11 protein-coding genes and 1 pseudogene are annotated in these 25,869 nt (G+C 45.0%); 6 read left to right on the top strand and 6 right to left on the bottom strand.

Features of this window, described 5'->3' with window-relative positions; translation table 11 throughout:
* Positions 1-22: 22 nt before the first annotated feature.
* Positions 23-415, bottom strand: coding sequence for a lysozyme inhibitor LprI family protein (locus AHMF7616_RS12200; RefSeq protein WP_115375586.1), 393 nt, complete (start codon positions 413-415; stop codon positions 23-25).
* Positions 416-820: 405 nt separating this feature from the next.
* Here AHMF7616_RS12200 and treF point away from each other — a divergent pair, with 405 nt between their 5' ends.
* On the top strand, positions 821-2,461 hold the full coding sequence (treF, locus tag AHMF7616_RS12195; protein ID WP_115373136.1) for an alpha,alpha-trehalase TreF: 1,641 nt from the start codon (positions 821-823) through the stop codon (positions 2,459-2,461).
* A gap of 226 nt (positions 2,462-2,687) precedes the next feature.
* Here treF and AHMF7616_RS12190 read toward each other — a convergent pair whose 3' ends face one another.
* The gene (locus AHMF7616_RS12190; RefSeq protein ID WP_147275672.1) at positions 2,688-3,113 is read right to left on the bottom strand and encodes a hypothetical protein; all 426 of its coding nucleotides are present in this window, start codon (positions 3,111-3,113) and stop codon (positions 2,688-2,690) included.
* Positions 3,114-3,496: 383 nt separating this feature from the next.
* Here AHMF7616_RS12190 and AHMF7616_RS12185 point away from each other — a divergent pair, with 383 nt between their 5' ends.
* The 5 genes from AHMF7616_RS12185 (at position 3,497) to AHMF7616_RS12165 (ending at position 17,321) form a co-directional block, all read left to right on the top strand.
* Positions 3,497-8,107 (top strand): T9SS type A sorting domain-containing protein, encoded by a 4,611-nt coding sequence (locus AHMF7616_RS12185; protein WP_115373134.1) that lies wholly within the window; start codon positions 3,497-3,499, stop codon positions 8,105-8,107.
* Positions 8,108-8,380: 273 nt separating this feature from the next.
* Complete coding sequence (locus AHMF7616_RS12180) at positions 8,381-12,928, top strand: T9SS type A sorting domain-containing protein (RefSeq protein WP_115373133.1); 4,548 nt, start codon at positions 8,381-8,383, stop codon at positions 12,926-12,928.
* A gap of 736 nt (positions 12,929-13,664) precedes the next feature.
* Complete coding sequence (locus tag AHMF7616_RS12175) at positions 13,665-15,392, top strand: GMC oxidoreductase (RefSeq protein WP_115373132.1); 1,728 nt, start codon at positions 13,665-13,667, stop codon at positions 15,390-15,392.
* A 151-nt stretch (positions 15,393-15,543) separates the two neighbouring features.
* The gene (locus tag AHMF7616_RS12170) at positions 15,544-16,113 is read left to right on the top strand and encodes a gluconate 2-dehydrogenase subunit 3 family protein (RefSeq protein WP_115373131.1); all 570 of its coding nucleotides are present in this window, start codon (positions 15,544-15,546) and stop codon (positions 16,111-16,113) included.
* 113 nt (positions 16,114-16,226) lie between these two features.
* Positions 16,227-17,321: a Gfo/Idh/MocA family protein gene (locus AHMF7616_RS12165; protein ID WP_115373130.1), complete on the top strand. Its 1,095-nt coding sequence runs from the start codon at positions 16,227-16,229 to the stop codon at positions 17,319-17,321.
* 44 nt (positions 17,322-17,365) lie between these two features.
* Here AHMF7616_RS12165 and tamL read toward each other — a convergent pair whose 3' ends face one another.
* The 4 genes and pseudogenes from tamL to AHMF7616_RS12145 form a co-directional block, all read right to left on the bottom strand.
* On the bottom strand, positions 17,366-19,468 hold the full coding sequence (gene tamL, locus AHMF7616_RS12160; protein WP_115373129.1) for a translocation and assembly module lipoprotein TamL: 2,103 nt from the start codon (positions 19,466-19,468) through the stop codon (positions 17,366-17,368).
* Positions 19,423-19,719: a hypothetical protein gene (locus AHMF7616_RS12155; RefSeq protein WP_115373128.1), complete on the bottom strand. Its 297-nt coding sequence runs from the start codon at positions 19,717-19,719 to the stop codon at positions 19,423-19,425. Before AHMF7616_RS12155 ends, tamL begins: the two co-directional genes overlap by 46 nt.
* Before the next feature lie 119 nt (positions 19,720-19,838).
* On the bottom strand, positions 19,839-25,055 hold the full coding sequence (locus AHMF7616_RS12150; RefSeq protein WP_233507767.1) for a translocation/assembly module TamB domain-containing protein: 5,217 nt from the start codon (positions 25,053-25,055) through the stop codon (positions 19,839-19,841).
* A gap of 532 nt (positions 25,056-25,587) precedes the next feature.
* Positions 25,588-25,816, bottom strand: a pseudogene (locus AHMF7616_RS12145) (manganese catalase family protein); the annotation flags it as partial.
* Positions 25,817-25,869 lie beyond the last annotated feature (53 nt).

Here is a 25,869-nt window from a genome sequence, read left to right as displayed (position 1 = left end):
TTTGTGCAGGAGAAATGCGGCATTATTTGGCTTGAACAGATCCCGTACAAGCATCACCTTCGTTTACCTCTTTCAGCCATTCCCGGAGCTTTCGGGTTCTTTCCAGGGTTAAGTTTTCGAGGTAACTGGCTCGGCAAACCGGATGGATAGAGCCGTAATATCCGGGCTCCCGGTTGGGATATTTCATTTTTAATTCTGCATCCCGAAAACTCACCCAAATACGTTGCGACGCTTTTAAATTTTTTAAAAATTCGACATCGGCTTTATACTTTACCAAAATACTTTTATAAACTTTATTTAATTCCAGGTCGGCTTTCTGGTAACTGGCATAAGCCTTATTGCTCATTTGGGCTTGGGTTTGCCCATAAGCCCAGGTAACCATTAATGTAAAGAATACGGTGAGAATCTTTTTCATTTTTTTAATTTTTAATGGAAGAGTTAATATCCGTAGGGTATAAGCAAACAAACAATAAATAACAGCTTCTAGTTAATAATTCTCAGTATACCATAAAAATTTCGGGCTTAAAGGCCGAAAAAAATTAAAAAATCACCTTACATCTTACCCGGTATAGCTCCAGTATTTTTCAAAAAGCCCTCTTGGCCGTTACTAATTTTTTCTACTAACAATAAGCCATATTCTAGGGTAATTTCTACCAACCCATGCCTCCTTATCCGGTATGGCGCCTTAGCTCATATGTGTAATTGCAATAACTTTATTAATATTTAAACTTTAAACAGAGCTTCTTAAAAAACCGAACTAATTTTTTTGTTTCCGGGTACTTACTTCGTAAAACATCCCAAAATAATATTTATTTGAATTATGACCTGGCTCCACGCATTAACACTGCTTGATTTTGAAAAAATAAACATTCTTTATACGCTGCTTGTAGCTTTTACCAGTAGTTCTTTGTTTTTGTGGGGCTACCTGGCTCAGGACGAACAATTAAAACCCCAGGAACAATACCCCGAACTTTTTAAGGCAGTACAAAGCCAGGGTATTTTCCCGGATTCTAAAACTTTTCCGGATTGTATTCCGGTACTGGCGCCAGAACTTATTCGGGAAGCTTATAACAGCGAAAAAGACAAACCCGATTTTGACTTAAAAGCTTTTGTGCTGCAAAATTTTAAATTACCGGCCACTCCGGCCGCTAATTTTACCTCCGATACTACTTTACCGGTTACGGAACATATTAATAAATTATGGCCCTTGCTCACCCGGCAGGCAATTAATGATTTTAGTTCCCGCATTGACTTACCAAATCCGTACTTGGTGCCGGGTGGCCGTTTCCGCGAAATTTATTACTGGGATAGCTATTTTAGTATGTTGGGCTTAAAAGAAAACGGCTCTTACCAGTTAATAGAAGAAATGGTAAATAACTTTACTTTTCTCATCGAATCGGTGGGCCATATCCCCAACGGGAACCGCAGCTATTACACCACCCGGTCTCAGCCGCCTTTTTACGCCTTAATGCTGCAATTACTCAGCGAAATTAAAGGCGACGAAATATGGCCTGCGTACGCGCCCGCTTTAAAAAAAGAATATCATTACTGGATGGATGGAGCTTTAAGTTTGTCGGAGGAAAAGCCTACTTACCGCCGCGTGGTGCGTATGCCCGATGGCTGCATGCTCAACCGGTACTGGGACGATTGCCCCGATCCGCGGCCCGAGTCGTACATCGAAGACGTAGATCTGGCTAAGTTAAGCGCGCAGCAACCAGAAGATTTATACCGCCACATCCGGGCTGCCGCCGAGTCGGGCTGGGATTTCAGCAGCCGGTGGTTTGCCGATGGCCAAACCATGAAAACCATTCATACCACCGATATTATTCCGGTAGATTTAAACGCTTTGCTTTATAATGTAGAGGTAACTTTAGCCCATATTGCCCAACTGGAACAAAACATTGAGCAGGCCGACCATTATAAAGAATTGGCCCAAAAAAGAAAGAAAACCTTGTTGCGCTACTGCTGGAATACAAAAGAAAACTTTTTTATGGACTACGATTTTGTAGCCCGGCAAAATACCCCGGCCTTTACTTTGGCTGCCTGTTTTCCGCTTTTTTTTAATATGGTGCTGCCCAAACAAGCTAATTGCGTAGCCGAGAAACTGGAGACAGATTTCTTAAAACCCGGCGGATTAATTACTACGCTGAACTACACCCACGAGCAATGGGATGCTCCCAATGCCTGGGCCCCTTTGCAATACATCAGCATCGTGGCTCTCCGGAACTACGGCCACCACGACTTAGCCGAAAAAATAAAACAAAGCTGGATTCAGTTAAACATTGAAGTATTTAAAACCACGGGCAAGCTCGTAGAAAAATATAATGTTGAAAATAGCGAATCGGAGGCCGGAGGAGGGGAGTATCCTTTACAGGATGGCTTTGGCTGGACCAATGGCGTATTGTTAAAACTACTTTCGGAGGGTAAAAACGATCCGATAGATCCGGTTATAGTGGAATAAAAAGAGCAGCACTCACCCAAATTTTTTAAATTTTTGGCATGCTCCGGGCTTTGATCGGGTTAAAGTAGCAGTCTGAAAGCGATGGAGGCCTAGCCAACCAAGCACTGTTTGGCTAGGCTTAGTCTGTTTCTTTGTTTGATGTCCGTAGCAATTGGCACCGCTAAAACGCTAGGAGTAAAGCAAAGGTATTACTTTTTACGCATAGTAAATATCTGTTAGTTACGTTCTACTTTCTCTGGTATTGACTACCTAATCCATCAAAGTTTTCGTCGGATAATTGTAAGTTGTTAGCATCCATACTTTCAATCATCATGTCCATTTCGGATGGAATGCTAATCACTTGTTTTTCCTCGTGGGTATGAATACAGGTCCGGCTACTAAGCGAATAAGTTCCTTGAGATTCGAGAACGCCATTCACATACTTCCGAAACTGATTATTTGCTTTAAATTCTAATGTAATTTCTTTGCCGGTAGTTTTGGGCGTTTCATGAATGTGAAAAGCTAAGCCGCCATCCGTACGAATCCAATTCCATTTACCAATTATAGATTTAGTAGAAGCTTCTTGCTCTTTTCCAGAGTTATTTAAAATTTCTTCTTGTTCACAGGCAGTAATCCAAAATAAGGCGGTTACAAATACAAGTATCTTTTTCATAGCTTTTTTAGGTTGGTAGTTATCATTAAGATTCCAGCCAAAACAATTTAGTTGCATCCGAATAAGTTTAATTACCTGTATTTTTAGCTAAAAACGATTTACAATTGTAACTAACCTGCTTATCTTCAGAAAATCTAGTCTATTTTCCCATTTTGAAAACTGATGAATGACAAACAAAAATTGTAAATTTAGTACCTCCCAGTCAGGCTTAATAACCAAAATCTAACTCAATACACCACTAAATACCTAAGTTTAGGTATTGTGTTATGATTGCGGAAGCCCTACCTTTTGCTGATTTATTCGATTCGTAAAAAGCCGAACTTTATTTATTAAGCTATTGATAAGTTTCGCTGTATTTACTTGCTACTTCTTAAAACCTAACAATGAAAACAAAAATTACCCTAGTGCACCGACTGCTAACCACTCGAGATACGAAGCCGTGGTGGCGTTCTTTCGGAGTGTTTTTACTTATTTACTTTAATTTTTTAAATTTTGCTTCGGCTCAACATAAAGTTTGGGATAAAACCTACGGTGGTTCCGAAGAAGACGAGATCAGTTCGATTGAACAAACCCGCGATGGTGGTTTTATTTTGGGAGGTACTTCTCGCTCCGGAAAAGGAGGCGATAGAACCAGCATCAGCCGCGGGGATGTCGATTATTGGGTCGTAAAATTAAATGCCGATGGCACAAAAGCCTGGGATAATGCTTTTGGCGGTAAAGAACGCGATGAGTTGAAAACTGTACAGCAAACACCCGATGGCGGTTATATTCTGGGGGGCACTTCAGCATCGCCGATTAGCGGCGTAAAAAGCCAGGCTTCGTTTGGCCCCAATGATTATTGGCTGGTTAAGCTCAATGCCAATGGGGTAAAAATGTGGGACCGAACTTTTGGTGGCAGCGATATAGATCGTTTTTCGAGTTTAGTGCTAACCAACGATGGCGGCTTTCTACTGGGAGGCACCTCTAATTCGCCCGTATCCGGTTCAAAGTCAGATCCGGATAAAGGAGGCAAGGTGGCTTCTTATGATTTCTGGATCGTAAAAGTAAATGCCGATGGCAGTAAAGCTTGGGACAAAACCTTTGGCGGCAATAGTTATGATGGCTTACTTTCGCTGCAAAAAACCAGCGATGGCGGCTATATTTTAGGGGGAGAATCTTATTCCGGCATTAGCGGAGATAAAACACAAGCCAGTAAAGGTGATGAGGACTACTGGGTAATAAAAATAAATGCTGATGGAAATAAAGAATGGGATAAAACTTTTGGTGGTAACAGTTCTGATACGCTATTTTCTTTGGTGCAAACCCAGGACGGAGGGTATATTTTAGGTGGTACTTCTTACTCAGATATTAGCGGCGACAAGTCGGAAGCAAAAAATGGTTATATGGACTATTGGGTTATTAAGCTCAAAGCCGATGGTACCAAAGTGTGGGATAAGACTTTAGGCGGAAATGCTTATGAAGGCTTAACCACTGTCCTGCAAACCACAGATGGAGGTTATCTGATTGGGGGTTCTTCTAATTCCGATGCTTCGGGTGACAAAAGAGAAGGCAATCAGGGTTTAAATTATTACACGGATGAATCGCCCATCTATGATTATTGGATTGTAAAACTAAATGCTAACGGCAGCAAAGCCTGGGACAAAACCATTGGCAGTGAATATGATGATAAAATGGCCGCCGCTATCCAACTTCGGGATGGTCATTACGTACTCGCCGGCGCTTCTAACTCTGGAGTAAAAGGTGATAAATCAGAAACCTCCAGAGGTTCGTTAGACTATTGGATCGTTAAACTGGATAATAACATCAACACGGGTAAAGAACAAGCGATTACCTTTAAAAACATCCCGAATCAGGATATAGCAACTGCTTCTATTACCTTGCAAGCTACTTCTACTTCTGGTTTACCCGTTAGCTTTACCGTAGTTTCTGGTCCGGCTAAGATTAAAAACAATCAGCTTACCTTTACTGGCCTGGGTCTGGTAACCGTGAAAGCTAGCCAAGCGGGCAATGCTACTTACGATGCGGCACGGGAAATAATTGAAAAATTTGAAGTATATAATTTACCCATTACCCAAGTTTGGAATAAAACATACGGCGGAGTGGTAACAATAACTCCGCAAGCTCCCGAGTCGGATTGTAATGATTTTGGCACATCTATCTTTACTACCATGGTTGCTTCGGCGGATGGTGGTTACCTGCTGGGGGGTAGTTCTGATTCAAAGAAAGGTGGCGATAAAAGTGAAAATCTGCGGGGACCAGAAAGATTTTGTGCTTATCCGTATCCTAACGAAGGATACTTAGATTATTGGGTAGTAAAAGTAGATGCCAATGGTCATCGGTTATGGGATAAAACCTTCGGAGGAGATGGCTGGGAGGAACTAGCCGCCATGGTAGCTACGCCTGACGGCGGCTTTTTACTAGCTGGTAACTCAAACTCCGGCAAAACTGGCGATAAAAGCGAAGCTTGTGCGAGTGCCAACAGCTGTTTTGATTACTGGATAGTCCGGATTGATGCCCAGGGAAATAAGTTATGGGATAAAAGCCTGCGCAGACAGTTTGGACGAGACCGGTTGAAGAACCTGATAATTGGCCCGGACGGCGGCTTCTTGCTGAATTTTGAGGATGGAGATTTAGGAAGAAATACGAATTTGGTGTTAAAGCTGGATGCAGCGGGTAAGCAAGTCTGGGGAATAAAGTTTTCTACCGTATTTAGCTCTTTATTAGCTACGGCCGATGGAGGATACATACTAGGCGGGGCATTCCAGGAAACTAACTCTGGTACTAAGGAGCCTAAATACCTCGGACAAGGTATTATGAAGATCGATGCGAATGGCCATAAGCTTTGGAATAAAATCTACAAAGGTGGCGGTGTAGAATCCTTGGTACAGGTAATTTCTACGTTAGATGGCGGGTACTTGCTCGGTTGGACTTCCCAATCCGGGGCCGGTGGCGATAAAAGTGAAGGCAATAAAGGGCTGCCGGAAGGAAATTTTGTTACTGGGGACTATTGGGTATTGAAAGTAGATGCCACGGGTAAAAAACAATGGGATAAAACCATTGGGGGAAACAGTTGGGATATTTTGGTTAAAATAGCGGCTACCGCAGATGGCGGTTACTTACTAGGTGGTAATTCCCGTTCCGGCATTTACGGTGATAAGAGTGAAGCCAATCGGGGAGGCAAGTATGAGGAAGATTACTGGGTAGTAAAGTTGGATGGTGCTGGTCAGAAACTGTGGGACAAAACTTTTGGCGGAACAGGCCACGAAGAAGAATTTAAAGCCTTAATCGCTAACCCGGATAATAGCTACTTAATTGGCGGCGTTACGGATTCCCCCGCTGGCGTTGACCGGGCCGAAGAGTTAAAAGGCCTCAAGGATTATTGGATCATCAAAATAAAAGATAAAACTCCGCTAGTTGCCAGCACCTGGAATATGCGGTACGGGGGATCTGGCACGGATAATCTAACCTCGGTGATCAAAACGCAGGATGGCGGCTATTTATCTGGTGGTTACACCAACTCGGGAGCAATCGGTGATAAAACCCAAATTAGCCAGGGTAAAAACGACTACTGGATTGTGAAATCGGACAAGAACGGTAAGAAACAGTGGGATAAACGCTTTGGTGGTTACTCGGATGATTACCTCAATACTGTCATCCAGACGCAGGATGGTGGTTACTTACTGGCTGGTTCTTCTTATTCGCAGCAGAGCGGGGATAAAAGCCAGGTAAGTAGAGGTGGCCGGGATTACTGGATCGTGAAAACGGACGCCCAAGGTAATAAGCTTTGGGACCAACGTTACGGCGGTACCGGTGACGATGAATTAAAGAAAGTGATTCAACTGGCCTCGGGGCGCTACCTGTTAGCCGGCAGCAGCAACTCGCCCCAAAGTGGCGACAAGAGCCAGGCGGGTAAAGGTGGTCAGGATTACTGGGTACTCAAAATCAACCCCGATGGCCAGAAAGTCTGGGATCGGAGTTACGGCGGTAGTGCCGATGACATTCTGGAAGACTTAGCTTTAGCTCCGGATGGTAACTTGCTGGTGGGCGGCAGCTCGCAGTCTAGTTCCGGAGGGGATCGCACGCAAGGTAACCGGGGTATGAGTGATTTCTGGGTGGTACGCCTGGGAGGCAACGGAGAGAAAATCTGGGACCGGCGCTTTGGCGGTTCCCGGGATGATAAGCTGATGGCCTTGGGTACAACGCCTACCGGCAACCTGTATTTAGCGGGTACCACGGCTTCCCAGTCTGGAGGGGATTTGACTTACCGCAGTAGAGGTTTAACCGACTACTGGCTGCTAGAAATTACCAGTACGGGCACCAAAGTGTGGGATCGGCTATTCGGAGGCAACTTAGAAGAGGAACTACGAGCGGTGCAGGTAACCAACGACGGTAACTATTTACTGGCCGGTACTTCCCGCTCGGGTAAGTGGCTGGATAAAACGCAAGATAGTCAAGGGGGCAGTGATTACTGGGTAGTGGAAGCCAATCGTTCCGGGGTAGTTCAGGATAAACGTTATGGCGGGAGCCAAGACGAGGAACTCCGGGCCATGGTCCTCACTAATGATGGCGGCTACCTGTTGGCTGGTCGCTCCATTTCGGCGGTAAGTGGCGATAGAACGCAACCGAGCCAAGGCGTAAAAGATTACTGGCTGGTGAAAGGTAGCAGAGAAGCTGATAGGGTAATTGCGAACAGAACGGCTTTTGAACCAGAAGCCTCGGTTACTCCTGCAGAATTAACAACCTTGCTAGCCTACCCGAATCCGTTCCAGAAAAAAGTAACCGTGCGCTTTACTTTACCGGAAACACAAGCGGTTATCTTGCGGGTACTTGATAGCCAAGGGCGCGTCATCACCACCTTAGGGCAAGAGGAAGCACAAGCCAATCAGCCCTACGAGCTGGAATGGCAAGCTAGTAAGCAAGAAGCCGGGATGTACTTGTTACAGTTACAAACTCCTACCCACCAATACACCCAAAAACTACTCTTAACCAAGTGATTTTTTAAATTTTTTTATTTCCCGAAGCCGGTCAGAGTACTTCTGCTCGGCTTCCTGTTTTTAGAAAGATTATAGGAGCAGGTTTATATAAAATCTTAATTGGTAACAATACTATTACTCTTATATATAATAAAATACCTAAGTTTAGGTATTGTACCAAGTTATTTGAACCCGTATCTTTCGTTGATCTATACCTATACTCCAAAAAAATGGATTCACTTTGATTTGCTAAGATGGCTAATCCTGGAGTTTTCTTACAACCAATACTAACTAATGAAAAAAACTTACTCTTTTTTGTCCGAGCCTCAGACCCTAGCGCCAGGTCTGAACCCAAAGTGGCGTCGCTTGGGAGCAGCTTTTCTTTTTTGCTTTAGCCTGACTCAATTGGCCGCAGCCCAATCTAAAATCTGGGATAAAACCATTGGCAGCAACAATTCTGAATCTTTAAATGCAGCTATTCCCACCCGGGATGGAGGGTCTCTTTTAGCGGGCACTATTCGTATGGGAAGCTATGAACTTACCTATAAAGAAGAGATAATCAAGGTAGGCGCTGATGGCAGTAAAATCTGGAGTAAAGGTCTGGATGATCCTTCTTTTCACGTTACCGCTATCCAGGAAGTAGCCGAAGGGGGTTACCTGGTGGGGGGTAATGTTTATACCCAAGGCAAGTATGATTGCCGGATCATCAAGCTGCAGGAGGATGGCACCCAAGTCTGGGTTAAAACTTTTGGCCGGAAATATGACGATGATCTGAGCGCCATTCTTCAGACTCAAGATGGCGGCTTTATCTTGGGAGGTTCCGCAATTGTTGGCAAGGATAACTACGGCTATCCAGTTAATGATTACTGGGCGGTAAAACTCGACGCTAGCGGCAACAAAGTATGGGATAAAACCTTTGGCGGTTCGAATGATGATAAATTAGAGTCTATTCAGCAAACGACAGATGGCGGCTATATTTTAGGGGGTAGCTCTAAGTCTGGGGTGAGCGGTGCTAAAACCCAGTCTTCTAAAGGCGATTATGATTACTGGATACTTAAACTAAAGGCGGATGGTACCCCGGCCTGGGATAAAACCTTGGGTGGGGACTTTACGGATGAGCTTATTGCGGTAAAACAATCCAATGATGGAAGCTTTATTCTGGGTGGTTCTTCTTTATCGAGAAAAACCGGTGATAAATCAGCTTACATAACCGGAACTTGGTTGGTAAAGTTAAACGCAGCCGGCAACAAGGTATGGGATAAAACCATTCCGAATGATTTGGGTGATGGCAACCACAGCGGGCTCCGCACGATCCAGGCAACTACCGACAGGGGTTATTTGCTTGGTCTCACTTCTTCCGCCGAGATCGGTGGTATAAAGTCGGAGGCCAATAGAGGTTACGCGGATTACTGGCTGATAAAGTTAAAGGCCGATGGTACGCAGCTTTGGGACAAAACCATTGGCAGCCTGAACGGGGACAACCTGATTGCTGCCTATCAAACCAAAGACGGCAATTACCTCTTAGCTGGTACTTCCGGGTCCAACATTGGGTTTGAGAAAACAGAAAATTCGCACCAGGCAAAATATTTTGCGGGCTATGATGATGATTACTGGCTAGTAAAGCTGGATAACAATATCCGCCAAAACCAAACGCTTAGTTTTGCGCCCCTTAAAACGCAACCCTACACCCAACAGCCTCTAACGTTGCAGGCCCAGGCCGGTTCCGGTTTACCGGTATCTTATCAGGTAATCTCTGGCGCCGCCACCGTGAAGGGCAATAAACTTACCTTAACCGGACCGGGCGAAGTAGTAATAAAAGCGCGGCAAACCGGCAATGCGACCTATAATGCCATAGAGGTGGCGCAGAGCTTTGTGGCAACCCTAGTCAGTAAGCAACAAGACCAAAGTTTTGGGGGCAGCCAGTCCGAAACGTTAACCGCGTTGCTGGCCACCCCGGATGGTGGGTATCTGGCGGGCGGAATGTCAGATTCGGAAGCTACCGGTACGAAAAGCCAGGCCGGTAAAGGCAAGTACGATTACTGGGTGGTAAAAACCGATAATACCGGTAAGAAAGTATGGGATAAAGCCTTTGGCGGTAATCAGTCGGATCGCCTTACCACTATGGTGGCTACTCCCGATGGCGGTTACCTGCTGGGGGGTACTTCTACTACGGGTATTTCCGGGGATAAGAGCCAAACTGGAAAAGGCAAAGAAGATTATTGGCTAATAAAAATAGATGCCAAAGGTACCAAGCAATGGGATAAATCTTTTGGCGGTCCGGAAAAGGATAGCCTGGCGACCATCATAACTACCCCGAAGGGTTATCTGCTGGGCGGTACCTCGGCTTCCGGGGTTTCGGGTGATAAAAGCCAAGCTGGTAAAGGTGCCACCGATTACTGGATCTTGGAAATAGATGGGAATGGTAATAAACTCTGGGACAAAACTTTTGGCGGTAGCGGCAGCGACCACTTAGCCGCACTATTAGCCACTCCGGATGGGTACTTAGTGGGCGGTAGTTCTGCCTCGGGCATTTCCGGGGATAAAGGCCAGGCCCAGCGAGGGAGCAAAGATTACTGGGTGCTGCGCATCCGGAAAGACGGCACTAAAATCTGGGAGAAAACTTATGGTGGTTTAAAAAACAACAGTGCTAGTTTTGGCAAGGGAATATCCTTGCTCCAGGGCTTGGTAGCAACCCCCGATGGAGGCTTTTTATTGGCCGGCACCTCAAACGCCTCAAAAGGAGGAGAACGCAGCGAAGGCCGGCAAGGTGCTTCTGAAGAAGATGATTATGAGACCCATTATATTTCCGACTACTGGGTCGTCAAAATAGATGGACAAGGCACGAAAGCATGGGATAATTTTTACGGCAGTATCGAAGCTGACTATTTTTACGGTGGGGGATTTTCCACTTTAAGTAGGGTGGCCGCGCTACCCGAAGGCGGCTATTTGCTGGGTGGTTCTACCGATGGTAGTGGCGGGGATATCAGCGAAGCATACCAGGCCGGGAACAACTACTGGCTGGTAAAAATCAATGAACAAGGCAAGAAGATAGGTGATAAAATTATAGGAGGCACCGCTAATGATTATCTGTCGGCGTTGGTACCAGCCCCGGATGGCAGTTATTTACTGGGTGGCACCTCTGTTTCAAAAATCGGTTTGGATAAGAGTACCGCCAGCGAGGGGGGCACCAATTACTGGGTAGTACAAGTACAAGCAAATGCGGAGAGCCGGCCCAATGAACCGGGGGCCACTGCCTGGGACATGCGTTACGGCGGCTCCGGTCGGGATAATTTTACTACCTTGATAAAGACTACCGATGGGGGCTACCTAAGCGGGGGTTACACCAACTCGGGCATTAGTGGCGACAAAGGCCAGCGCGGCCAGGGTAAAAACGATTACTGGATCGTAAAATCCGATAAGAATGGCAAAAAATTATGGGACAAATCCTTTGGCGGCTCCCAGGACGACTTTCTTAATCAGGTAATCTCCACCCAGGATGGCGGTTATTTACTGGCCGGTTCCTCTTTTTCAAATAATAGTGGCGACAAGAGCCAGGCTAGCCGGGGTGGGCGCGACTACTGGGTCGTTAAAATTGATGCTTTGGGTAACAAACAATGGGATAAGCGTTTTGGGGGGAGCGGTAATGATGAACTCAAGCAAGTGCTCCGACTAGCCAGCGGCGAATACGTATTAGCGGGATACAGTGACTCGCCGGTAAGCGGCGACAAGAGCCAACCCAGCCAAGGACGTAACGATTACTGGCTGGTAAAAATAAGTGCCCAGGGAAATAAAGTTTGGGATAAGCGCTATGGCGGTAGTGCAAACGATAACCTAGCCAGTTTTACCTTAACGGCTACCAACGGTTTTATTCTGGGTGGTACTTCTTCTTCGGGCATCAGCGGCGACAAAACACAGGCCAGCTGGGGCGAAGAAGACTTCTGGCTGATACGGGTTGATGCCCAAGGCAATAAGATTTGGGATAAACGCTACGGAGGTAATTACGCAGATGTGCTGACCACAGTAGGCATGAACCGGGAATATAGCCCGCAAACCAACGAAGACGGCGATTACTACGTGGGTGGTTACAGCAGTTCGCAGGTAAGCGGCGACAAAAAACAGGCGAATAAAGGTGGAAGCGACTACTGGTTTTTACAAATAAAAAGCAATGGCAACCTGGTACGGGAAAATAGCTACGGTTTTGGGGGCAAAGATGAGCTGCAGTCGGTAGTACAAACTAAGCAAGGAGATTATCTATTGGCGGGCACCTTAAACGTACATAGCGGTGCTGTGGCAGACGGACCGAATGGCAGCGAGTATTGGGCAGTGCGCATTAATGCTGTTGGCACCCAACAGTACGGTCGTACATTTGGCGGCAGTGGCCCAGAAGAGTTACGGGCAATGGTATTGACTGAAGATGGTGGTTTTGTACTGGGAGGTAAATCTGATTCGGGGGTAAGTGGCGATAGAACTCAGCTGAGCCAAGGAAGTACCGATTACTGGTTGATTAAGGTAAACCCGGAAAGTAGTAATCCTGTAGCGGCCCGGGTAGCTTTGCAGCCCGAAACCGGAAGCCAGGTACAAGCGGTACAGGTACAAGCTTATCCAAATCCCTTTCAGCAGAAAGCTACTATCCGCTTTACTTTACCGCACATGCAAGCAGCCAGCCTAAAAGTATACGACAGTCAAGGCCGTGAAGTAGCTACTTTATTTAATGGCGAGGTGAAAGCCAATCAGCCGTACGAGGTTGAGTGGAAAGCTTACAACCAGGCAGCAGGCTTGTATATTCTGCAACTACAAACGCCTACTGGAAAGCAACAACAAAAACTACTATTAATTAAATAATTATAAATTAAATTTTTGTCCGTAAAAGCCAGTCCGATACAATCTGGCTGGCTTTTTTTAAATTTTTGATAAGTTAGCAACCTTGTCAGTTAAAACCGCGGAAAATAATACTCGAAAACTCCTGGTTCTACCAAGATTTTTTATCAATTACTTCCCGCCCATCATCCTTGCGGTAAATAGTTTTATTATATCGGGAAACAATTTGATATAAAGTAATACTCGGTCTTTAAATCAAAAATTTTAGTTTTACTCTTCCTAAATTTTAATTCCGTCAATATTAACCCAAGTAGCCAGAGGGTGCAAGCTACCCTGCCGGGTTAGTTACCGGACAGGCAAGGGTGGCTACTGATTCGGCTTGCGCTAGAAAATAGATAAAAGAAGTTAGAAAGCCCCACCCAGTCATTTTGGAAGATATTTACTTGGAAAAGAGCGGCCGCAATCAAAAATTTTTAAAAAATGATAAGAGTTGTTCAATTCAGTCAAGGTTGACTCCCCTCTTGCTCGGATGAATGCGCTGGCATAAACTTTTTTTTAATTATATCAACAAGCCCTACGACTAGATTGGAATGATTTAAATTCTGGTTTGAACAATGAATTATTTTTTATCCCGGCCAAGTTTTATTATTAAAAATAACTTACATTACTCATTGCAAAAAGCCACGAGCGGTAGCTATTCATCAAATTTTTAAATTTTTTATATTCCAGTAGATCCATCCAGCGGGTTAAAGTATAAAACATGGCGGTAACAGCACCTAATTTAAATACCAAGGGCCGAGCCCAAAATACCTACGATGTAATTGTCATCGGGTCCGGGATTAGTGGCGGCTGGGCCGCTAAGGAACTATGCGACAAAGGATTAAAAACCTTGGTGCTGGAACGGGGCCGCAACGTGGAACATAATAAAGATTATCCTACCGCCAACCTGGATTTGTGGGAATTCCCGCACCGGGGGGGCATGACGCGGCAATTTTTAAAAGACAATCCCATTATCAGCAAAGCCGCCGGATTTGGGGAAGATACCGCTCATTTTTTTATTAAAGATAAAGACCACCCGTACGTGCAGGAAAAGCCCTTCGACTGGATCCGAGGATACCAGGTGGGCGGCAAATCGTTGACCTGGGGCCGGGCCTGCCAGCGGTGGAGTAATTTTGAATTTACTGCCCCCGCCAAGTACGGTTATGGTCTGGACTGGCCCATTCGTTACGATGATGTGGCTCCCTGGTACTCGCACGTTGAAAAATTCGCTGGCGTGTGCGGCCATAAAGATGGCATTGAAGCCATGCCGGACGGGGAGTTTCTGCCCCCCTTTGATTTAAATTGTGTAGAAGCGCACGTTCAAAAAAAGATAAAAGACTATTTCCCGGACCGGCACTTGGTACAAGCCCGCTGGGCCCACATTACGCAACCCACCGAAACCCATTTAAAACTGGGCCGGGGTAAATGCCAGGCGCGTAATTTGTGCATGCGGGGTTGTCCGTACGGGGCTTATTTTAGTTCGGTTTCAGCTACCTTGCCCTGGGCGGCCCGCACGGGTAACTTAACGGTACGTCCTTTTTCGGTGGTGCATTCCGTTATTTACGATGAGCAGAAAAACAAAGCAACAGGAGTAAGAATTATAGACGCGCAAACCAAAACTACCCAGGATTACTTTGCCCGCGTAATTTTTGTAAATGCTTCGGCCTTAAATACCAACCTGGTTTTGCTCAATTCTACGTCTAATCGCTTTCCGAATGGTTTAGGAAACGACAATAACTTAATGGGGAAATTCGTGGCTTTCCATAACTACCGCGCCAATGTTAATGCCGATATTGCGGGGTTTGAAGACCAGTATTATTATGGCCGCAACCCTACCGAACCCATTATTGCTAATTACCGCAATTTACACCAACAAGACACGGACTACGTAGGTGGCTACACTACTTTTATGGGCGCTTTCCGGCCGCGCGGCAATACCGCCGGTTTAACCGAAGAAATTGGGGCTGCCTACCAAGATGCCCTTACCCAACCGGGTAATTGGCGCGTGTACATGTACATGCAAGGCGAAACCATTCCGAAAGAAAGCAACCACGTGCGTTTAAGTACCACCGAAAAAGACCAATGGGGCATACCGCTGCTGATTACTTCGGTGGCCTACGACGATAACGACGAGAAAATGATTAAAGACTTTTTAACCCAGAGTACCGCCATGCTCGAAAAAGCGGGTTGTACCAACATTAAACCAAACGATAGCAAGCAACCTCCCGGATTAGATATTCACGAAATGGGTGGAGTGCGCATGGGCCACGACCCTAAAACTTCGTTGCTAAACAAATACAACCAATTGCACCACTGCCCGAATGTTTTTGTAACGGATGGCGCCTGCATGACGAGTACTGGTAACCAAAGTCCGTCTATTCTGTACATGGCGCTTACGGCTCGCGCGGCGAGCCACGCTGCTGCCGAAATGAAGAAAGGCAATTTATAAGCAGTAACTGGCTCCCAGAAACAAAAAAATTTAAAAAAATCAGCTAATTACTTCCACAAAATACTGTTAGCGTTTACTGAATGTTTATTTACTAGATAGGGAATTTTTACAATCCTAATAACGAACAACTAATAATTAACCACTACTGTGTATGAACCGCAGAGAAGCTTTATCGGCCGTTGCTTTTTTAATGGGGGGTGCCGTAGTAGGAGCCCAAGCCTTTTTAATAGGTTGTCAGCAATCTTCGTCTTCCACCGAAGCCTTGTTTTCGCCTAAGGCTATTGCCTTATTAAATGAGGTCGCCGAAACTATTTTACCAGGTACGGCTAATTCACCGGGCGCTAAAGAAGCGAATCTGGGCGATTTTATAAAAACAATGGTAACGGATTGTTACGAACCCACTGACCAGAAAACCTTTACCGATGGCTTAACGCAGTTGCAGGAAGCCAGTCAGGCCAAATTTAACCAAAGCTTTCTGGATTTAGAGCCAGCCCAAAAGCATGATTTTATAGTAAACCTGGACCAAGAAGCTAAAAAGTACCAAAAAGAAAAAGCCGAAGGCCAACCTAATCATTACTTTACCAATTTAAAACAACTCACGCTTTTGGGCTATTTTACCTCGGAGCCTGGCGCCACCAAAGCGCTGCGCTACTTACCAGTGCCTGGCCGTTACATTGGCTGTATGCCTTACGAAAGTGGTACGAAAGCGTGGGCGATGTAAAAAGTTTTAATATTATGTTAAATAGAATAGCTTTTTGCCAGCTCCAATTATTTATGGTTAAGGCAAAAGCCACCTGAATTTTAAAAATTTAAAAAAATCTACTTCTTAAAACTATGAACAAAACCAAAGTAGCAATTTTGGGAGCCGGGTTTATTTCGGATATTCATTTAGAGTGTTACCATCGATTTATACCGGAAGCCGAAGTAGTGGCGGTTTATGCCCGCAACCGCAACAAAGCCCAGGCTTTTGCCGAGAAACACCACATTGCCCAGCATTATGATAATTTCGAAAAAGCGATTGTGGAATCAGGCTGTGATGTAGTGGATATTTGCCTGCCTAATTTTTTACACGCCAAAGCTACTTTACTAGCCGCGGCAGCGGGTAAACACGTGATTATTGAAAAACCATTGGCCATAACCTTAGAAGAAGCGGACGCCATGATTGCGGCCTGCCAGCAGAATAACGTTAAGCTGATGTACGCCGAAGAACTATGTTTTGCGCCCAAATACGAACGGGCTCGCCGTTTAGTGCAGGAGGGAGCCGTGGGAGAGATTTACATGCTGAAAAATTCGGAGAAACATTCCGGTCCACATTCCGATTGGTTTTACGACGTGAACTTGTCGGGTGGGGGAGTACTGATGGATATGGGCTGCCACGCCTTAGGTTGGTTTCGGTGGATGTTGGGGAACGCCCGGGTAAGCAGCGTTTATGCCACCATGAATACCGTATTGCACCAAGGCCGTACGCTAGGCGAAGATAACTCGGTGGTGATTGTAGAATTTGAAAATAAGGTGACCTGCATTGCCGAAGATAGCTGGGCCAAGCACGGTGGCATGGACGATCGCAGCGAAATTTACGGTACGGGTGGAGTTATTTACGCCGATTTATTTATGGGCAATTCGGCCGTAACTTACAGCAAAAATGGGTATGGCTACGCCATGGAAAAAGCCGATACTACCCAAGGCTGGAGCTTCACCGTTTTCGAAGAAGTATTTAACCAGGGCTATCCGCACGAGTTAAAACATTTTATCGAATGCGTGCGCGAAGATAAAACGCCTGTAGTTACCGGAGAAGATGGCCGGGCGGTGCTGGAAATTATTTATGCGGCTTATGCCTCAGCCGGTTCTGGTAAAAAAGTAACCTTGCCTTTTGCACCGCAGGTTAAAAAACCCATCGATCTTTGGCTAAACCCGGTTGCAACCGAATAAAAAATTTAAAAATTAGACCAAGATGGCTATCGGTTACCCGTAGTTTAGAACGGGTAGCCGATAGCAATATTCAAGATGGGTTTTCGGCTGGGTTTCGGAAACGGTTCTTGGTTAGGTAATAAGTCTTCGGGTTGGAGCGCCGGTATCCGTAACGGAAAACCTACATCAAACCGCAATACAATTACCTGGGCATCAATCCGGATTCCGGGGCCGGCACCTACGGCTAATTGCTCGAAAAACCGATTGGCGGCAAATTTCCCCCCTGGCTTTTCGGGTCGCCCTGTTTTTTCATCTTTTATTTCGCGCGATAGCCAAATATTACCGGCATCCACAAATAAAGCGCCTTTTACGTACGGGAACAAATCAACGCGGTATTCCACGTTGGCTTCAAAGCGAATATCGCCGGTTTGGTCGAAGAAGCTGGTAGCACTAGTATCCTGGTAATTACCCGGGCCCACGGCCCGCGACCGGAAAGCCCGCAAACTGTTGGGGCCACCAATAAAAAATTGTTTCACATACGGTAAGGTTTGCGAATTGCCATACGTAAAGCCCACACCTGTGAGCAAACGCATAGCCACCATGCTGCCTTTCGTTAATTTTAAATAATAGCGCGTATCTAAGTCTACCCGGGTATATTGCGAATAAGCCTGGTTAAAAATAGTACCGCTTTTATTTACTAAGCTAAATAAATTACCCGAGGCATCCAGGTTAGCGTTAAAGTAAAAGTGATTACGCAAATCAGAACGGGCCTGGTCGTTGTAATTAAAATTATAAATTCCACCCAAAATAAACTGGCTCTGGAAACTTTGTCGTAAGTAAGCGCTGGTATCTAACCGGGTTTGGAATTCTGTGGATACATTGGCCAGGTTCGTGTATTGCAAATTAATTGGTGTGAGTTCGTGGGTAATGGTTGCTTTGGGTTTCCAGATATAACTGTAACTGGCATTGTAGCCAGTCATCTGGAAAAAACCAACCCGGTTCATGTAATTAGCTCCCAGCCGGAAACGGGTTTTCGGTACAAATTCACTGCGTACGTTGCGCAAACCTTTAATAGGCGAAATAATACGAGGCACGTATAAATCGGCAGTTAGCCCCACGGAAAAAGAGTTAAGTGCCGAGTTTGCGGTATTCGTTTCGGTACCCGCTTTTTGTTCGTCTTTTTTATTGCCACCTACCTGCGTTAATTGGTTCGCACTTAAACTCAGCACAAAAAGTTCGGCGCCGCGTCCTAAGTTCCGGTGCCGGTAGTTTAAATTAATGCCTGGCCCCACAAAGCTGTTATTATTACTGGTAAATTCGGCTTCGGCTCGCAAACTTTGGTTTACTACCGGCGTTAAGCGCATTTCGGCGTTTAATAAATTAGGCTCGGCATCTACTTCAAAAAACTTTAAATCCACGTACTGAAAAGTGCCTAAGCCCATTAACCGGCTTAAGGTTAGGGCATGATCGCGGCGGGTGTACAACGAATCCGGCATTAAGAAAACCGAAGGCAACATGCGCTTGGCTTTTAAAGTTAACTCGTTGGGGAAATATTTATAACCTTGTATTTCTACTGGTGGCGTTTTGGGAGGATTTTCGTAACCTACCTGGTAATCGGTGAAAATAGAAATATCGTTTAAGCGATAAGCGCGTTTAGCCCGGGCCGGTGTTTCGGGTTTTAATTGCACGTACAAATTAATGGTACGATCGTGGCGCATGCTGTCGGCTTTAAAAATAATTACATCGGGACCGAAGTAGAAAAAGCCTTGATTTTTTAATTCTCCATCGATGCGGGTGCGCTCCGCAATTAAATTGTCTAAATTATAAACCTGACCAACTTTAATAAGGGAAGTTTTTTGAGTAGCGGCCATGGCTTTGGAAGCCTCACTGATGGAATCGCCGGAGGGCCAGATAATTTCTTTTATGCGATAAGGAGCGCTCACCTGAGCCCGGTAAATAACCCGAACCATGCGCTCTTTTTCTTCTTTCACTTCGTAGGTCACCCGCGAACCAAAATATCCATTATTACTTAAACGGTTACTTAGTAAACTTACTACATTCTTTGTTTTCACAGAATCCAGTAAAACGGGCTCCTGGCCAAATTTACGCCGGATCCAGGCCGCTAAACCTTTCTTCTTATTGGGATTGCCAATGTTATTAATCCACAAAGTTGGCCGGATACCAAAAAAGAAGTATTTGGTTTAGGTGTAATAACACTTTCTAATTCGGGTTCCAGCGTTTTTTTGGTCGGAATAAGGGTATCGGATTGCAGTTCCAGTTTATGGCCAATGTATAATTTCCGGCCGGGCGGCAACGTTTTGGTGCTGCTGCAACTTGCTAATAGCAGCAACAACAGCCCAATTGCTACCAGTATTAAACGGCGAAGAACTACTAAGCGCAGAAAATAGAGTCGTATCATTAATTAAATTAAAAATTCGGTTTATCTGGGTTTAAGATGTTGATGAAAGCCTGGAATTAAATTCCTGTCTACTTGCCAATATCTTTATTTTGATTCTCGAACGAACTAGTTTTTTAAAATTATTTCTGAGCGCTCACGTCCGGAACTTGCTGTTTGGTGCGTCGTTGCGCCTTCGATATTCGCCGGAAAAGCTCAGCAAAGCTATTATAATCCCGTTGGTATACCACAGCCGCTCCGGTTTCCTGCACCTGGGTTTCGGTGAAAGATTCGTAGGCTTCTTGTTTAAATCCCCGCACCCGCAAACGTCCGTCGGGTAATACTAAATACTCCACCGAAAAGTTGCCCGCAAAACCACTCTTACTATTACCTTCGCTATTAGGACTGCCGCCGCCTTCTACTCCCACGTTGGTACCTACCCGAAACTGTAACCGGTCGTTTAGGAATTGCTGGCGAACCGCTACGTTTAAATCAGTCCGGTTTTGGGCCGAACCTTGGGAGTAATCTTCGTAGGTATTTAACCCTAATTCCAGCCCTAAGCCGCCCGCATAACGGTTGGTTAAGTTATCGAGTTGGTCGTTCAACACGTCGCTTAAACTGTTGCGGATGGTACCTTCCAAGCCACCGCCCCCCGACGATTGCAGCGGATCCGGAGCTAAGAACCGACCCAGTACCAATAAAGCAAACACTTGCTTGTTCATCTCGGATGGTTCACTCCGCAATTGTTGTATGGCAGTATTAGCGGTAGTTGCCGCCGCATTCGATCCTTTATCTTCTTCCGGAATATCAATATCAAAAGTTATATCGGGTTTGAGTAAGGCATTTTTTACGTTAACATAAACCAAAAAGGGTACCTTTTGCTTTAAGGTCGGGTCGTTAGAGCTGTTGGGTATTTGGGTAGCTACTAATTCCCGCACGGGTGCTTCTATGCGATAAATGGCGCGTAAATCAGCATTTGCTTCTAAGGGGTCACCCAGCCAGGTAATAGTGCCACCTTCGGCAAATTCCAATTCGCGTTTTACGTTCAGGAAGCTTAAGCGGTATTTTCCTTCTTTTACGGTGTAGGTTCCGGTTAAATCCATGCTGCCGCCTGGGTCCATGCCAAAGCTAAGGCGGGTATTACCCCGCACATCCAAAAAGTCGCCGGTGATAGGGTCTATAATTACCGTAAATAAGGTTTCGTCGGTTAAGTTTATATTGGCGGTTAATTCAAAACCACTCATGGCGGCATCTTGCAGCGTGTCTTCTTCGGCTTCCACTAATTGATTTCCCCGGCGACGCATATTTACAAACTGTACAATACCTTCTTGGCTTTGCTCCGTGGCTTCGTTAGGTAAAACCATGGTTAAACGGGAGCCATTTACCACGGTAACATCCGAGTTAATGATAGGGGTAACAATATCGCCCTGGATGCGGGTGCGGCTATCCAGAATAAGTTTGCCATAGTACAAATCATAATCTCTAGCCGAAGAATTAATGGCCAGAAAATCATCGGTAGTGGCGGTTAAATCAAAACGGTAATACGTGTAATCGGTCGTAAATACCGAACCAGTAATGACAGCCTTGTTATTTAAAGAATCCAGAATGGTAAAATTATTAAAATTAATACCCTGTTCGTTTAAAGAAATGGTTTCGTTAACTAACCGGTAAGCCGAATTATACATAGCCACGGTAAATCCGGCATTGGTAAACGTAGCCGCTCCCCGGATGATGGGTTTAGAAGTACTGCCGTTAATGGTAAAGTTACCGCCTACATTGCCCGATACCCGTTTGAGCATGCCGGCGCTAAAGCCTTGGACCATGGCCATATTTATACTGCCAATAGTGGCCGTTAAATTTAAAGCGTTGGTGGTATCCTGGGCCAGATAGTAGCCCGTAACTGAAGCATTATTGCCGTTACCGCTTAAGTTGGCGTTAACGTTGTACCGGGTAGTTTCGGGATTACTGGCTTGTACGGCGATGTTACCAATGGGCGTGCCCATGTAGGCCAGGTTGGTAACCGAAGCATCCGAAGTAAAGCGCAGTGCCTTCATAATATCGCGTAAAACCACGTTGCCATTAAGTACGCCGGCAACCAGCAAAGTATCCGGATTTTGCTGGATAGAACGCGAAATGTAACCTAGATCGAAATTACCAAAAGTTACCTCCAAGGGAGCATTCACCGGGTTGGTACCTTGGCTGTTGATGGCCAAAGAGCTATTACCGTAAGCTAAACGCACGTTGCGGGCAAAAATATTATTGTCCTGGTACTGGATGTAGTTGTCCGGGGTAACGGTCCACTGTTCGCCATTAATGATGAGTTCATTGGGGGCAAAGCTAAAGCGATACCCTTTGGAGATAGTACTTAATAAGCCGCCTAAACCAAACCGAGGCTGACCATTATTATTTAAAACTTGGGCCCGTGTGCGTAAGGTATTGTTTTGCAAATCGGTTGTTAAAGCAATGTTACGAACCTGCATCGATGAATCGGCCAGTTCCATTACGTTCAAGGCAAAGGCAATTTTTTCGCGGTCGCTGTTAATGTTTACCCGAGCGGTATCAATGTTGTAACTCAGGTATTTCATGCCGGGTACATTAGCGTTTACCCGCAGGTTTTGGTTAGCGGCAGTGTAGGAACCGGCAAAGGAACTGGGACGCAGCCTTTTTAAATCCGGTACAAAAGCCCGAATAGCGCGGGAGCGTAATAATTTAAAATTAAATTCGAAATCCTGTAAATTAACGGCCGTGGTAAAAGGCGCCTCCTGAATATCAAAATAACTATCGATAAATTTCTGCAAAGCTACCGGTAAATCCGACACGCTGTTATTGCCCCGGAAAAAGCCCGATAAGATATTGGATTGTAAGCGGATATCGGTGCGGCCAATGGCATTATTTAGTTGTAATTGCAGGGTATCAATCGGGTAGTTACGTTTGTTCTGGCGCATTAATAAGTTGCTGATGCCTAAGGTGCCTTTCATTTCGTCGGGCGATGCGCCGCTTAAATCCGCGTTAATTACGCCGCGTAGTTGAAAATCGGTAGGATAAAAATGTAAAGCTTTTAAGTTAGCGTTAGCAATATCCAGGTTGGCCCGGTAAACAGGTACTTTTTCATCGCGTAAATTAAAATTTCCATCTAGGTTAAAAGCCAGATTAGTATCCTTCATGTTGCCCGTTACGGCATAGATATTCCGGTCGATGTTGCCTTTCAGGTTTACATTGTTGTACCGGTACTTGTTGTAAAAAGCTTCCTGTACCGTAGCCGTAAAATCAGCCCGCATCACCTCGGGGCTAAAGCCGCTACCAGCAGCAGTAGCCGACGCGGTAACCGTACCTAAAGTTGGTTCTTGTTTTAACAAGCGGCCCACGTTAAACTTAATTAATCGCGCAGTAGCATTAAACCGCTCACCGGGTTGTAATTGCGCTTCTACGCGGCCATCTCCAAAGGATGTATTAATGTTGGCATTGGTAATAAAGTTTTCCAGGGAGCCATTAAAGCTACCAGCCAGACGTAAGTTTTCGGGAATCCGGATGGCGGTAGGTAAAGTGCCTTTAGGTAATAAATTTTCAAGTGCGCTGCGGGTAGTGGCAAAGTTGTTAATATGCAAATTCATGCGTAGCCGGTCCGGGTCAGTCGCGTTTATAATGGAACCACTCATGGCCAAAGCCGTACCGCCCGAAGCATTAGCCCGAAAATTATTTAAATTTAAATTTTTCAGGGTACCCCGTACGCCGCCCGATAGCGAAATTCGCGCTGGTAAAGAGATTGTTTTGGGAATGGTACCTGCCGGCACTAAAGCCAAGATATCGGTGCGGGTAGTGGTAAATTCGTTCACGCGCAAATCCAAGGCACCTTTGTTTACAAAATCCAGCATTTGCTTTAAATTACCGGTCAGGTTAATAGAGGTGCCCGCCAAACCTTGTAAACGCAGGCTTTCGGCATTTAAATTATCCATACGGCCAAATAAACGACCATCCAGGGTTATAAACCGATTGGTGATTTTTCGGAATGAAGGATTTTCGGCCAGGGTAGGAGCAAAATACAAAACATCCTGCAAGCCGATTTTTGAATTTTCTAGATCGGCATCCAGGCGTAACTGGTTAATGTCTTCGCCAATGGTAGCTAACGAAGGATAACCCAAAGCAAAGCTGGGCCGCAAATGGCTTTCGCCGGTTTGTAAATCTAAATCGGTTAGGGAGGCCCGGGTGGAATCTACGTTGATATTAGCCGCAAAATTATTTACCCGAAATCCGCTTTTTTCCTGTAAGGTTAATTGATTTAAGTCGGCGGTTATTTTATCGGAACTATAATACAGATCATTTAAATCCAGGTTAATGTTTTTAAAAGATAAGTGGTTGAAGTCCATCCCGGTTTTTTGTTCCGGCGTGTTGTAATTACCAAAATCTACGTTCAGGTTACCCACGTTTAAGTTACCGAGTGTAACCACCCAATTTACCGGCTGGCCTGCTTCTGCTTCCGCGGCACTGTCAATCTTCGCCGCTGTTTCAGCAGGGTTTATGGCCAGCGAATCGGGAGAAGTGTTTTTATCTTGAAAATAAGCAAAGTAAGCGTTGTTTAAATCAAAGTTTTTCAGATCGATGCGGGCGTTTTTCAAGTCAATTTTATTTGCACCCAACTCTGATTTTTTTACATCTACAATAATGCGCTGCGCGGCTACCTTGTTGTTGAAATTAACTTTAACGTTTTCTAAGTTAACTTTGCGCAAGCCCAGGTCTAAAGCAGTAGAGTCGGTGGTGGTAGTATCGGTTACTACTTTGCTTTGCGTAATAGTAGCATAGCTGTTCCGGAGGTTCACTTCCCCGATGTGGTACAACGATTTGGTCGGATTAAATTCGTCCATGTTGGCCGAAGCAAAACCAATTCGGGTGCGAATATCGTTACCACCTACCTCGTCGGCCATGGTAAAGAAAATGTTGTTCAACTGCAGCGTACCAACTTTGTAGGCAAAGGGAGTACTGGCGGTAGTATCTACCGGGGCGGCGGTAGTATCACCGGCAAAAGCCGCAATAATAAAATCGTAATTATTTACGCTGTCCGGCATGGTGGAACTAATGTGCACCGTAGCATCATCGAGTTTAACCGAACTTACCGTAATTTGATTTTTTAACAACCCGAAGATGTTGATATCAACGCCCAACCGACCGGCATACACCAAAGTATCGCGTTTTTGATCTTCGAGGTAAAATTCTTTTAGCACCAAACTATTGCGCCAGTCGGTGGTAAAACCGCCAATAGTAACTTTCGTGTTTAAGGTTTTAGCGAGATAATTGGCTCCTTTTTGAGCCGCAAACCGTTGTACCCCCGGAATTTGTAGGGCAATAACCAACAGGATAACCAGCACCAAAGGTACACTGATTACCCATAGTAGGGCTTTTAAAAGCCGTCGCGGAGTTTTACTTAAAGGTGAAATAGGTTTAAATGTTTAAATTAGCTGGAAGAAATCAAGCTTTCTACGCAAAAATTTAAAGAAAGGTGCTGATTTGTGATATAAACCTAAAAAGTTTAGCGGTTATCCGGGTTTTGCTAGTTCCAGAATAGTACTTTTAAAAGAATAATATGCGATATAAACGGGATGTAAGTTTTAAAATCGCTATATTATTATTTACCGCAAATTTCCGTTAAAAAAGCACCTCTATGGTAATTTTAGAAGAGGTGTTTTTTTAACGGAAATTTGCTAAATTTTAAAAATACCTGAATAAATAAGTAGTTGTTCGTTTTTAGTTGTTCGTTGTTCGATCGTTAAGAAGTTGATTATTAAATGCTTAAACTTAGGTTTTTATCAACTTAATTTTGTCCTGTTACTTAAATTCTTAATCTTGGTGGATCTGAGTTCTTGCTTAGTTTATTTTTACAGGTTACTTTTTAGAACAAACGATAACACTGTCTTTTGCCATTTCAATTTTTAAACTCATGGGTGCACCTTCCAGGTTTAGAGCCACGGCGGTAGCCAGCATTTTAATGTGCCCAATTTCTGCGGGACTGGTTTCCAGGAGCATGTCGCGGTATTTTACCGGGCCTCCGGTTCCCCAGGCTTGAAACAAGTACCGTAAATAAACTAACGCGGAGTTCTCCTTTAATGCCGCCAATGGCTTGTTTTAACATGCGGGCGAACGTAGGTTTTAATTTGTCTACCTTAACAGTGTACTGTAATGGTA

The sequence above is a fragment of the Adhaeribacter pallidiroseus genome, assembly GCF_003340495.1.
Taxonomy (GTDB): Bacteria; Bacteroidota; Bacteroidia; order Cytophagales; family Hymenobacteraceae; genus Adhaeribacter; species Adhaeribacter pallidiroseus.
The sequence above is the reverse complement of the archived record's forward strand: the minus strand, read 5'-3'. Positions and strand labels throughout refer to the sequence as shown.